Source organism: Acidipila sp. EB88, assembly GCF_003858395.1.
GTDB lineage: Bacteria > Acidobacteriota > Terriglobia > Terriglobales > Acidobacteriaceae > EB88.
Map to the genome: position 1 here is coordinate 1003437 of NZ_QWEV01000005.1, position 12856 is coordinate 1016292.

At 63.9% G+C, this 12856-nt stretch carries 9 protein-coding genes and 1 tRNA gene; 4 read left to right on the forward strand and 6 right to left on the reverse strand.

Features of this window, described 5'->3' with window-relative positions:
- The first annotated feature begins 63 nt into the window (after nucleotides 1-63).
- Nucleotides 64-1722, forward strand: coding sequence for a hypothetical protein (locus D1Y84_RS05035; protein ID WP_124847546.1), 1659 nt, complete (start codon nucleotides 64-66; stop codon nucleotides 1720-1722).
- Here D1Y84_RS05035 and D1Y84_RS05040 read toward each other — a convergent pair whose 3' ends face one another.
- The 4 genes from D1Y84_RS05040 to D1Y84_RS05055 all read right to left on the reverse strand — a co-directional run bounded on the left by D1Y84_RS05040 (nucleotide 1723) and on the right by D1Y84_RS05055 (nucleotide 5676).
- Entirely contained in the window at nucleotides 1723-2766 is a 1044-nt protein-coding gene (locus tag D1Y84_RS05040; protein ID WP_158615328.1) for an NAD(P)-dependent oxidoreductase, read from the reverse strand.
- A gap of 24 nt (nucleotides 2767-2790) precedes the next feature.
- Nucleotides 2791-4095: an aminotransferase class I/II-fold pyridoxal phosphate-dependent enzyme gene (locus tag D1Y84_RS05045; protein ID WP_124847548.1), complete on the reverse strand. Its 1305-nt coding sequence runs from the start codon at nucleotides 4093-4095 to the stop codon at nucleotides 2791-2793.
- Between the two features lie 468 nt (nucleotides 4096-4563).
- Nucleotides 4564-5304, reverse strand: coding sequence for a siderophore-interacting protein (locus tag D1Y84_RS05050; RefSeq protein ID WP_199726361.1), 741 nt, complete (start codon nucleotides 5302-5304; stop codon nucleotides 4564-4566).
- A 296-nt stretch (nucleotides 5305-5600) separates the two neighbouring features.
- Nucleotides 5601-5676: transfer RNA gene (locus D1Y84_RS05055), tRNA-Glu, on the reverse strand.
- Nucleotides 5677-6158: 482 nt separating this feature from the next.
- Between D1Y84_RS05055 and D1Y84_RS05060 the strand changes: the two genes are divergently transcribed.
- Together D1Y84_RS05060 and D1Y84_RS05065 are read left to right on the forward strand one after the other, a co-directional pair.
- Nucleotides 6159-6413 carry a hypothetical protein gene (locus D1Y84_RS05060; RefSeq protein WP_124847549.1) on the forward strand — a complete coding sequence of 85 codons (255 nt, stop codon included), beginning with the start codon at nucleotides 6159-6161 and terminating at the stop codon, nucleotides 6411-6413.
- A 237-nt stretch (nucleotides 6414-6650) separates the two neighbouring features.
- On the forward strand, nucleotides 6651-6959 hold the full coding sequence (locus D1Y84_RS05065) for an HU family DNA-binding protein (RefSeq protein WP_124849943.1): 309 nt from the start codon (nucleotides 6651-6653) through the stop codon (nucleotides 6957-6959).
- A 141-nt stretch (nucleotides 6960-7100) separates the two neighbouring features.
- Here D1Y84_RS05065 and pgeF read toward each other — a convergent pair whose 3' ends face one another.
- Nucleotides 7101-8024, reverse strand: a complete 924-nt coding sequence (gene pgeF / locus D1Y84_RS05070; RefSeq protein ID WP_124847550.1) for a peptidoglycan editing factor PgeF — start codon at nucleotides 8022-8024, stop codon at nucleotides 7101-7103.
- Between the two features lie 360 nt (nucleotides 8025-8384).
- Between pgeF and D1Y84_RS05075 the strand changes: the two genes are divergently transcribed.
- Entirely contained in the window at nucleotides 8385-11516 is a 3132-nt protein-coding gene (locus D1Y84_RS05075; RefSeq protein ID WP_124847551.1) for a TonB-dependent receptor, read from the forward strand.
- A gap of 210 nt (nucleotides 11517-11726) precedes the next feature.
- Here D1Y84_RS05075 and era read toward each other — a convergent pair whose 3' ends face one another.
- Nucleotides 11727-12839 (reverse strand): GTPase Era, encoded by a 1113-nt coding sequence (gene era, locus D1Y84_RS05080; RefSeq protein ID WP_124847552.1) that lies wholly within the window; start codon nucleotides 12837-12839, stop codon nucleotides 11727-11729.
- Nucleotides 12840-12856 lie beyond the last annotated feature (17 nt).

The window sequence follows — 12856 nt, forward strand, 5'->3', positions numbered from 1 at the left end:
CTGAGGGCAGGAAAAGAACAAAGTCGGCGGCGCAATCAAAGCGCATGGGCACTGGTATGGAGCGTGATCGTTGCAGGTGTGGCGGGTGCGCAGTCGAGCACGCCTCCCGCGTTGAAAGCAGCACCAAGGCGACCCTTGCTGGAGCTTGCGGGCACTGCTGCTCCTTCAACGTTGCATCGTTCTTCTGCGTTCAGCGCCGAGGATTTCACCGGCCCCAGCAGTGCCGGGCCCGAGACTCCGCTTATTGATCACAGCCTGCGGGACCATCTGCGCCCATGGGTGACGCCGGCGAGCACCACCCGCGATGACGGTTCGCCGGGTCCGTACCAGTGGCGTGGACTGATCTGGCAGACGGTGGAATTCAACATCGTCGAGAATGCGTTTCGCACATCAAGCGATGACGTGATGCGCGACCTGCTGGGGCACAAGCCCTTCTGGCATGACTACGTGGCGTCGATGCGGCAGTGGAACATGCGGCGCTTCAGCGATGGCGATGACTTCCTGGTGGATGACATCGGGCACCCCATCCAGGGTGCGGTGTCGGCATATATCGAGATACAGAACAGCCCGAGCGATGCGCGGCTTGAGTGGGGAGACCCCGGGTACACGATGTCACGCTTCAAGGGTTTGTTGTGGGCGACGGTTTTCAGCACGCACGAAAAGATCGGGCCGACGGGCGAAGCCGGCATCGGTAACGATGGCGGTTTCACATACGGCAACCAGTGTTTTTATCACTGCACCAGTGCGACCTTCGGGCCGGGCACGATCGACACCAAGTACACCAACAATACGGGCTGGACGGACTTTGTGATTACGCCCGTGGTGGGCATGGTGTGGGTGGTGGGCGAGGACGTGCTCGACAAAAAGATCAGCGACCGACTGTCGGAGGCGTACCCGGACAAGCTGTGGCCCAAGATCGTGCGTGGCAGCCTGAGCCCTTCGCGTTCATTTGCGAATATGTTGCGGTGGCGTGTGCCATGGTATCGCGACTTCCAGGAAAGTCCAGCGCCGGCGGATCGCGTGCACTTCTTCCGTTCGGACGAGGCGGTGGAGGCGACGCGGATTCCGCGCTTCTCGATTGCGCCGTTTGCGCGGAATGTGTCGATCGCCACAAATTCGGCGGATTGCTTTAATTGCCGCCACAATGTGATCGGCGGCGGCGTGGAAGGCTCCGTGAAGCTGCGGGACTGGCTGGCGTTTGACTCGATCGTGAGCTACCACCCGGGCGCAAGCCCACTGCCGAGCGACCGCGCGGGCGGCGACATGGTGGTGGCGGCGTTTGGATTGAGCGCGACCAGGGAGTGGGAGCAGTACGCGGTACACCTGGCGATTCGCCCGGGGCTGGTGCACTTTACCAATGCTTATCTCGCGAGCCCGGTCACATTCGTGGTGCCGGTGACGCCATACAACATCGGCACGACGCCAGCCGCGCCCGCGACGATACCGGAGCCTGGGGTGATCGATGCGAATGGCACACCGAACCAGCCGCCGCTGGGCGGCGTGACGCACTTTGCGTGGGACGTGGGGCTGAGCGGGGATTACAAGCTCGCGCATGGCGTTGCGATCCGGCTGGGCGTGGATGAAGACGTGGTGCGTTATCGCACGGACAAGGTAGACCCGCCGGCGCTGGGCGCGCCGCCGTACTTCTCCTGGTTGTCGAAGGAAAACTTTATCAATCGCGGAAACTACACGGTCCAGGTGGGACCGGTGTTCTCGTTTTAGCTAACGCTGGCTGAGCAGCGGGGCGACGGAGGCCTGGATTCCCTGCTCGAGCGGCGTGGAAGGCTGCCAGCCGAGCTGCTGCTGCGCCTTGCGGGTGTTGTACTGCTGGTCGCGCGCGAGCAGGTAGACGGCATGGCGCGTGAGCAGGGGGCGGCCCGGCAGGCCTGCCTTGTGCGGCAGTTCCGAAACGGTGGCGAGCGCCATGGCGGCGACGAACGGCAGGTGCAGCCACGGAGCCGGCAATGCAAGTGCGCGCGCCAGTGCGGTGGTGTAGGTGTGCCAGGTGGCGCCGTCGACGCTGCTGAGATTGTAGGCCTCGTTGCAAGCCCCCGGCGCCATGGCGGCAAGCCACATGGCGTGGCACACGTCGTCGACGTAGACGAAGCCGCCGGGTGCGCGGCCACTGTCGACCAGCAGCATAAGCCGCTGCTTCAAGAGTGTAACGACATCGGTGACGAATGCCTTTCCGTGCGGGCCGTAGATGCTGGCGGGGCGCACCACGGTGACGGGAAGGCCGCGCGCGGCTGCCTGCCAGACGAGTGCTTCGCCAGAGCGCTTGGTTTCGTTGTAGGGCAGGCCCGTGGCGCGCGTGGGCATCGTTTCATCGCCTGCTGCCGAGACAGGATAGCCGTAGACGTCAGTGGTGCTGACATGCAGGAGGCGCTGGAGCCGCGGAGCATGTTGCTCCAGCAGTGCGAGCAGGGTGGCGACGGCAGTGATGTTGGCATCGCGATACTGCGCGAGTGGCGCCCAGTCGGTAGAGCAGCCGGCACAGTGAAAGACGTGGGTGATGTGTGCGAGCACGGGCGCCAGGGCGGCGGCGAGCTGCGGGTGTTCGGGTGTGTTGCTCGCGGGCGATGGAGCCAGCTCGGCACGCACCACGTGGACGCCGGGGCGCTCGGCCACAACCGAGGATGGGCGCGCGAGGATGGAGACCTCGATGCCCCGCCCGACCAGCAGCTCGACGAGCCGGCCGCCCAGGAAGCCACTGGCCCCGGTGACCAGCGCGTGCACGTGGTCGCCGGGGGCAGATGGTTCGAGCAAGGGCGGGCGTGTGCCGTCGGACAACTAGGCGTTCCGCAGGGTGCTGAACACGTCGAGCGCGTACTGCAGCTGGGTCTCGGTGTGCGCCGCGGTGACACACAGACGCAGGCGCGCGGTGCCCTGAGCCACGGCCGGGAAGGTGACGGGCGAGGTCAGGATGGAGCGGTTGCGCAGCTCGCGTGCGAACAGGGCGGTGCGGGTGTCATCGTAGAGCATGAGCGGGATGACGGCGGTCTCGGAAAGGCCGGTATCGAAGCCGTACGACTTCAGGCCGTCGCGCAGGAACGACGCGTTTGAGCGGATGCGATCGACACGTTCGGGCTCGGCTTCGAGGATGCGGATGGCTTCTTTCACAGCGGCGGCCGAGGGTGCGGGCATGGCGCCCGAGAAGATAAACGGAGCGGACGCGTGCTGGAGGAAGATCATGAGCTCACGCGAGCCTGCGACAAAGCCGCCGCCCGAGGGGATAGCCTTGGCGAGCGAGCCGGTCCAGATATCGACCTCGCTGGTGTCGATGCCGAAATGCTCATCGGTGCCGCGTCCTCCTGCGCCGAGAACGCCGGTCGCGTGCGACTCGTCCATGAGCAGATAGCAGCCGAACTCTTTCTTGATCGCGATGAGCTCGGGCAGCACGCAGATATCGCCGTCCATGGAGAAGACGCCGTCGGAGATGATCAGCGTGCGGTTGGCCTGTGGGCCATTCTGGATCTCGTGGCGGAGCGACGCGGGATTGTTGTGTTCGAAGCGCTGCACCTGTACGCCGGCGAGACGACAGGCGTCCATGAGACTGCGGTGCGAGAAGCTGTCGGCGATGACGCGGTCGGCCGGCCCAAAGATCGACGAGATCACGGCGAGATTGGCGACGTAGCCGGAGGTGAAGGTGAGCGCGGCCTCGGTGCCTTTGAAGCGGGCGATGGCGGCTTCGGTCTCGCGGTGGAGCTCGAGGGTGCCGGTGAGCAGGCGGACGCCGCCGGTCCCGGTGCCGTAGCGCTGGATGGCCTCGATGGCCGCGGTGTCGATGCGCGGATCACCGATCAGGCCCAGGTAGTCGTAACTCGAGAGCATCAGCATCTCGTGGCCATCGGTCTCGACACAGGGGCCGCTCTTGTACGTCAGCGGCGCCTGGAAGGGATAGGCATCGGCGGAGCAGGCGAGCGCTGCAGACTCGAACAGGCGGCGTGCGCGGGCATCGAGCAGGTCCTGTTTTTTGAAGCTCCAGGCACGTCCGTCGGTGAAGTAGCCGTCGAAGATTTCGCCGGAAGACGAGCGGAAGTGCTTCTTGGAGGATCCAATTTCTTCGGAAGCCGCTGCTTCAAGTGGTGCTTTCATAGGGGGATCCGGGATGGAGCAGTATTTTGGGTGAGTCTAGCGGATGCGACGGGACTGTGAAAAGGGCGGCCCGGCGTGTGGCGGGCTGCTGCGTCCGCCTCACCGTACGCATGGAAGCCCAGTTGTGCGAGTCCTGAAACCTGTCTTGCACCTGTCTTACGCCTGCGCGGCACGTGCCTGGACGTTCCCTGCGCGTGGCAAGCCTGCCTCTGACGCCTGCACTTCGCAGCCCGGGAAGAGGCCGGCGGCGTAGCCTGCTCACGCTGCGGAGGCGGCTTCCTGGATAGCCCTGACACGCCCGACTTCACCCACTCTTGTAATTTAGTTTTGCACAGTCTGCCCTCCCTGTGGAGGGCACAGCTGGAACCCGGGTGCACCAGAGAGTAAGAGCCCGCATAGACGGGGCGGTGTTGCGGGGAGATCTCGGGCGGCGCCGCCTGCTCCGCTTGCTCGCGGTGTGCGACGAGGTCAGGAGATGCTGCCGCCGCCGTCTGCCTCGCCCTGGGACCAGTACGCGGCGGCCTTGGTCCATTCGGGTGGATGCGCAAGGGTGTCCACCACATGGCGGTAGATACCGCGGGCGAGGGTGTTCTCTGCCCCGACCCAGATGAAACCGTCGCCGGTGGGGGGCTTTGCATGGTTGATGGCCTCGAGCAGTCGCGGCAGTTGCCCGGCTGTGCTGTCGGCTACGGAACTGCCTGCTGCGAGGCTGCCGGCCTGGTGCAGCCAGGTGACGTGCTGCGAGGGCGAGGGGGCGAGGTAGGGTTGCTCTTCGGGCCCGGCCACAAGCGCTACTACATGCACGGGCGTGTTGCCGGGTAGCGACTCCATCCGTCTCGCGATGGACGGGAGCGCCGTGGCGTCGCCTACCAGAAGGTACCAGTCGAAGTCGGACGGCGCGACGTTGGACCCGCGCGGGCCGCCGATCTCGAGGGTGTCGCCGATGCGGGCGTTGTGCGCCCACTCGACGGCGGGGCCTTTCGGGTGCAGGGCGAAGTCGAGCGTGAAGCTGCCGGCCTCGATGTTCCATGCGCGTGGGGTGAAGTCACGCATCGCCGGAGCGGCCTCGCCCTGGCCCGGAAGGAAGATTTTGATGTGGTCATCGGGCGACGGGCTGTGGAAGCCTGCCAGGTCACTGGACTCAAAGAGGATGCGCAGCATGCGGGGCGTGAGCTGCTGCCGGGCAGTGACGCGCAGGGTGCGGCGCACGACTTCGTGGCGGACCCGGGTGAAGGCATGTCTGTCTGGGGCTTCGTTGTTCACACCGGATTAGACCGACGCCAGGTGGGAGAAGGTGCAGGGTCCACGGGAAAAACTGGAAGAAGGGATCTGCGGAGTTTCTCTCCCGGGCAGCGTTGCGCAGGCGAAAGCTGCCTGGAGGAAAGCGCAGTGCCAAGTTGCCCTGGGATCGATTCATTGCGGCTGGATTGTGCGGAGGTGGTGCGCTGGGCGGTGTCTCGCGCGACCCATGCTGCATACGCGGGCTTGTTCCACAGCTTCTGTATTGGCGTCCCCGACGGGATTCGAACCCGTGTTACCGCCGTGAAAGGGCGGTGTCCTAGGCCACTGGACGACGGGGACACTTGAAAAGGCACAGAAGCGCGCCAGAACCAACACTATCAAGGCAGGCGGTGGGTGTCAAAGCTGCCGGGGCGGCGCAACCTTGCGGTGGCCGGGGTGCTCCATGCCGGTGCGCCTGCGCGCGTGCAGATCAACGGCGGATGAATGGTGTATTTCGCGTCATCCCTGCAGGAATGGCGCGGGTGACAGAGTCAATGGAAAGTTACCCGTTTACAACTTTTCGGGAATAAAGTTCGCGTGCAGTCTTGACGATTCAGTAGGGGAAGTTCTTTAGTCTTCACTGGACCGGAGAGTGGTCTGCGGGCGCGTGATCCTTTCCGGATAAAGTAACGGGAACGCAGAGACACGTGGTGACCGATGAGCTCAACAAGGCATCGTAAGTAGTATGGCGTGAACGTTTTGCGGCTTCTGTGCCCTGCGCGTTGCAGGCGCGACGGAAGCCCCCTGGATGAACAATCGCCTCAGGCGAAGGAGCAGTCGAGATGGTTAACAACTGTGCGAACCCAAAATGCAACAAACCCCTTCACTATCTCCGCGACGGCCGCGTGTTTGTGTTTGACGTAGCGAGCGCCCGCGTAGGAGCGGATGGCAAACGTATGCGGCACCTGGAACACTTCTGGCTTTGCGGCGACTGCGCGCCATTGATGACGGTGGAACGCGGCGCCGAGAACGGCATTGTGATCCGGGCAAAACAGGTGCAGCGTCCCCCGGTGCGCCCTGCGGCGCTGGCATCCTAGAGGCAAGAGGGCGGCAGGGCGGCACAGCTGTTTGCTGCACGGCTGGTTGAGCCGCGGCCGCTGCCACCCGGCCGCATAATGCGTGGCCGGAGCCGCAAGGATGGTTTGCACGAGAAAGTCGCCTGGCGTGAGAACCCACGCCGGGCGGGTTTGTCTGTGGGGCAAGTCCAGAAGCACACCAAACAGGAAGACTTGATCGGGGAAAGCATGGCAAGCGAGACGCACAGCGGCACAACGATGACCAAAGCGAATCTCGTCGAGGAAGTGCTGACGCTGGGAGACCTTACCCGTCGTGACAGCGAAGTCATCGTCGAGACCGTGTTCGATGCGGTGATCGGCGCATTGAAGAAGGGCGAGAAGATCGAGGTGCGCGGCTTTGGTTCGTTTCGCATTCGGCAGAGAAAGCCGCGGGTCGGGCGCAATCCCAAGACTGGGGCGAAGGTGGATGTACCGGCCAAACGAGTGCCGTACTTTAAGCCGAGCAAGGAACTGCGGGATCTCGTGAACCCGACGGAAGCAGAACTATCGAACCACCCTGCTGCCTAGGCGCGCAGCCTGCAAGCTGCGCGGGCGCAGACATCAAGCACGCGTCCCTCCTGCCAGAGAGCATGCAGGAAGTCCTACGGTGGGCGCCCGGACCGCGTGCCCGGCAGCTGCTTCCTGGCGCAGCGCCTAGGGCGGCGCTCCTTAGCTGCCGATTACAGCCATCATGCGACCAGTGAAACCGTTTTCTCCCCGATAAGAGAAGTACTGGTCCGGGTTGCAGCAGGTACATACCGCCAACACATCGATTGAACCTGGATGAAGGCCGGCGGTCAGCAACTGCTGCCGGTTAGCTTCCTGCAGGTCCAGAGCCAGAGTGTTCGCAACCTCCCCTGCTACCGACGGTAAGACAGCAAGCCCGCCCGCCGTCTCTGCCGCCGGATGGGATAGCAGCGCGTCGGCGTAGGAGAAGCGTGCGCGGAAGGCTGCCACGACTTCATGCCCGACCTGGTAGCAGCACGGACGGATGGCGGGACCAATCGCTGCGACCAGGTCGCCCGGCCGGGAGCCGAAGGCCTGATGCATGCGGGCGACGCCCTGCTCCACAATGGCGGCGAGGGTGCCGCGCCAGCCGGCATGGAAAGCGCCGACGGCGCCGCGCGTGGGATCGGCGATGAGGATGGGTACACAGTCGGCTGTCTGAATGCCCAGCGCGACTCCGGGCGTGTCGGTGAGGATGCCGTCGCCGTCCGGCAGGGTAGTGAGGTGCGCGTGCTCGGCGCCAGCAGTGTGGATGATGTCGGAATGCACCTGCCGCAGAGTGACCAGCGGCCGGGGAACGCCGAAGACGGCTGCCACGAGCCGGCGGCGGTTTTCGAGCACGGCTTCTACCGGGTCCGATGCGGTGAGTCCGAGGTTCAGATCGCCTGTGCCTGCAAGCGGCGATGCGGGCAGCACCTCGCTTCCGGCCGCGGTGTCGGGCCTTGCGCCCGGTTGCGGGGCATCGTTGTAGGGGCGCTGGTAAACCGTGCTGACGCCACCTTTCCGGGTGGAGAAGCCGTGGCGGATGGGCGTGGCCGCAAGGGCTTCATCGAGCAGATGCGAGCGCCCCGGTTGAACCTGTTCCATGTCTGCTCCGCGCGCCGTGGGCGCCTTGTCGCTGCGTATCGATCGTACAACCGAGTTCCATCGCACGCGGTGGAAGCCCGTATCGGGCTTTGCCCGGTGGTCAACGGCGGTGCGATGCCAGTGTCGCTGACAGACTGCCCCCCGGCAAGGGCGCAGAGTCAGCGCGGCCTGCTTCAAGCAAGTGTTTGCGTATGCGTTGACACATACCGAGTGGGATACTAACTTTGACTCACCACTAAAAACAGGCACGTGTATGCGGCACGCAGGCCCCCTGCAGCGCCGCCCCATGCAGCAGGAAGCAGCGCCCACTTTTTAGCGGCGACCTGCCCAATCCCCGGTTCCCCTTTCTGGAGGCTTTCTTTGAACACCCGCACACGGGCGCTTGCCCTGTCTTCTTTCGTGATCGCCGGCTCGGCTGCCGGGTACGCACAGTCCACCGCAACCCTTTCCGGCAATGTGACGGATCCGGCCGGAGCAGTGGTGCCGCAGGCGCAGATCAACGTCCACGGACTGGCTACCGGTGTGGATCGCGTCGTGATTTCCGATGCAGCCGGCAACTACAGCGTGCCTTCGCTGCAACCGGGCAACTACAGCGTGACGGTACATGCCGCGGGGTTCGCGGACTACCGGGTGCAGAGCATCACGCTGCAGGTGGACCAGAACGTGACCTCGAACGCGAAGCTGGGGCTGGCCGCAACGGGCGAGGTGGTGCAGGTGCAGGGTGCGACGCCGATCATCGATGCGCAGACGATCACGGTCGGGCAGGTGATCGACCAGAAAACGGTGCAGGAGATTCCGCTGAACGGGCGGCACTTTCTGGACCTGACGAACCTGACGCCGGGCACGGTGGTGCCGCCGGTGACGGGGTCGCTGACGAGCGCGAGCCGCGGGCTTGGGGCGAACTCGTTCAACACGGCCGGGCAGCGGGAAGACTCGGTCAACTTCATGATCAACGGCATTAACCTGAACGACCTGACGCAGAACCAGATCACGTTCCAGCCGTCGATCAACACGACATCAGAGTTCAAAATTCTGAACTCGACGTACTCGGCGGAGTACGGGCGGTCGTCGGGTGCGGTGGTGAACGTGGCGACGCGCTCGGGCACGAACCAATTTCACGGCGAAGCGTTCGACTACCTGCGCAACAACTACTTCGACGCGCGCAACTACTTCAACCGCAAACCGCAGCAGCAGAATCAGTTTATTCGTAACAATTTTGGTGGCGCATTCTCCGGCCCGCTCTGGAAGGACCGCACGTTCTTCTTCCTGAGCTACGAGGGCCTGCGCCAGCAGCAGTCGCTGCCTTTGACCAGCGGCGTGCTGAACACGACGCAGCGCAACACGCTGGCGGCGAATACCACGATCCCAGGCTATGCGGGGCTGCTGCAGTTTATCCCGGCGCCGCCGGCCACTGCCTCGGCGACCGGGCAGGCGACGGTCACGGGCGCGGCACCGGGGCCGGTGAAGACGGACCAGTTTTCGGGCGACCTGTTCCACACAATCTCGCAGCAGGACAATGTGCATGCGTACTATGCGTGGCAGCAGGATGCGCGCACGGAGCCGAACCTGCAGGGCAACACGATTGCGGGCTTCGGTGATCATCGTACGGCGCACCGGCAGATCGGCACCGTCAACGAAGTGCACATCTTTTCGCCCAACGTGGTGAACGAGGCGCGGCTCGGATTCAACCGCATCGCGATTGCGTTCTCGCCGAACACGCCAGAGAACCCTGCGAGCTTCGGCATTCAGAATGGTGTGGCGTTCAACAACGCGCTGCCGCAGATTTCCATCTCGGATATCGGGTTGAACTTCGGTGGGCCCTCGGGCTTTCCGCAGGGGCGGTTTGTGACGACCGGTGTGTTCTCGGACACGCTCTCGATCAACCGGGGCAAGAACACGATTCGCGCAGGCGGTGAGTATCGCCGGGCGATTGTGGACTCGTACTCCCAGACTGCCGGCACGATGAACTTCGACACGGCAAATAACTTCGTGCAGGGACTGGTGAACAGCTTCAGCGTGACGCCGCAGCAGGTAGTGAGCCGCGTGTTTGCGAATGCGGTAGGTGCGTTCGTCACCGACAACTACAAGGTGACGCCGCGCTTCAATGCCGAGATCGGCTTTCGCTACGAGTGGAACGGCACGCCGACCGAAGGCGGCAACCGGCTGGTGAACTTCCTGGCGGCGACGGACACGCTGACGCCGGTGAGCCAGCCGTACACGCAGAACTACAACTACGAACCGCGCGTGGGCTTTATCTACGACGTATTCGGCAACCAGCAGACGGTGCTGCGCGGCGGCTACGGCATCATGGCCGACCAGCCGGTGACGGGTGTTGCCGCGAACCTAGCGGGGAATCCACCGAATGCGGCACCGGTGAGCTTCGCCGCTGCGACGGTCGCGGGCGTGAAGCAGTATGCTGCGGCCAACACGCAGTTTACGAGCGCGGGTCTGTCGGGGTTGTCACCGGCGGCGGTGAATCCCCTGCTGACCAATGCGTACACCGAGAGCTACAACCTGAACCTGCAACAGCAACTGGGCGCGGGTGTGGTGATGGATCTCGGCTTTATCGGATCGGAAGGCAAGCACCTGCGGCTGACGCGCAATATCAACCAGTTCCTGTACCCGAATGGAATCACGGCGACAGGGGTGCGGCCGTTTGCGCATCTCGCCACTACCAGCCCGGAGCGTCCCGGCTCGGCGGTGGGAGCGATCAACATGATCGACTCCGACTCGCTGTCGAACTACAACGCGCTGTGGTTCACCATGCGCAAGGCGCTGCAGCATGGGCTGCAGATCAACGCGACATACACGTGGTCGAAGTCGCAGGATGAAAACTCGCTCGGTTCACAGGGCGGCGCTTCCCTGCAGGACAACAACAACCCGCGCGGGGATTATGCGTTGTCGGATTTCGACTCGCGCAACCACTTCGTGTTCTCGGGTACGTGGAACCTGCCGTTCCACGGCAGCCGCCTGGTGGATGGATGGCTGCTGGCGAATATCACGCAGTTGCAGACAGGCAATCCTTTGAATGTCGTGACGACTTCGGCGTTTGACGGAGACTCGGCGACCGGGACCATTCGGCCGACGCTGCTGGGCATGCCGCAGGTGGGGCACAAGGCATTGCTGACGAATGGAAACGTATCCTACATCGCGAACCCCGCCGGCAGCGTGTGCGCGACCGTGACGACGGGCTGCGTGTTCTATGCGCCGGCTGCGGGGTTCGGCACGCTGCGGAGGAACGCGTTCACAGGGCCGGGGTTTGCGGATTCGGATATCTCGCTCGAGAAGACGACGAAGATTTACGAGCAGACAGCGCTGGTGCTGCGGGTGGATGCGTTTGACGCGTTGAACCATACCAACTTCAACAATCCGAACCTGACGGCGACGACCTCGGCGACGAGCACGTTTGGGCAGATTACGGCGACGCGCACGGCAACGGGGGATGCGGGGTCATCGCGGCAGTTGCAGTTTGCAATGCGGTTCGAGTTTTAAGGGCGTAGTGACGGGGAAGGGCGACGGCTTTGGCCGTCGCCCTTTTCTGTTTGCGGGAAGCAGGGCTGGCTCTTGTGAGCCCACTTCTCGGACGCGAGACTCGAACGCGAGACATGGGCACCCGATATTTCCTGTTTCGGGGTAAATGCCACCATTACGGTTGCTCTTGCGTTAACCTGGCACGTAGTGCCCGCCAGCCGCGCAGGCGGTTTACTGCTCTTCTGTTTTGGTCTTGCGCTGGGCTAAATCGTCGAGCTGGCGGCGCCAGTCGAGGGTGTCGAGGAAGCCGCGCTTTTCCCGCCAGCCGGGCTCGACGATGATGTGCAGCTCCAGGAAGACGCGCGTGCCGAGGAGGTGTTCGATCTCCTTACGGGCGGAGGCGCCGATGGCCTTGAGCTTGGTCCCCTGCTTGCCGATGAGGATGGCTTTCTGCCCGTCGCGCTCGCAATAGATGGCGGCGGCGATGCGGGTGAGCGGGAGCTTCTGGTGTTCGGGGTCGAGCTTGGATTTGCGCGTCGAGACGGGTGGTTCTTCCCACTGCTCGATGACCACGGCGGAGGCATAGGGGACTTCTTCCCCGGTTTCCATGAGGATGCGTTCGCGAATGAGCTCGGCGGCGAGGAAACGCTCGGGCTGGTCGGTGAACTGGTCCTTGGGGAAGTAGCGCTTGCCTTCGGGCAGGTATTCGACGAGCTTCTCGGTGAGCGCCTCGATGCCGTCGCGCTTGCGCGCGGAGATGAGCAGCACTTCCTTAAACGGGTGCAGGGCTGAGAGCTCGGTGATGAGCGGGAGCAGCTCGTCACGGGGCACGAGGTCGATCTTGTTGATGAGCAGGAAGACCGGGCAGTCGAGCTTCTTGATGAGTTCGAAGACAAACGCGTCTTCGCTGATCTCCTCCCTCTGGCGGGCACGCCGGGACTGCTCGCCGGCGATGTGGTCTGGGACCGGGTCACCGGGAGTGAGTGGCTGCGCGGCCTTGGCGAGCTTTTCCTCGGCCTCGGCAAGCTGCAGGCGGCGCGAGGCATCGACCATGACGATCACGATGTCGCGACTTTCGAGCGCGTCGTACACCACCTGCATCATCTGCTTGTCGAGCAGGGTGTTGGGCTTGTGGACGCCGGGCGTGTCGACAAAGATGATCTGCGCGGCGTGGTGCTTGCCCTTCTTTGCGGCGACCTCGACGATGCCGTGGATGCGGTTGCGCGTGGTCTGCGGCTTGGAGGTGACGATGGCCACCTTTTCGCCGGTAAGTGCGTTGACCAGGGTGGACTTGCCGGCATTGGGGCGACCCAGGATGGAAACGAAACCACTTCTCACTGTTATGTCCTTCTGCTGCCGGC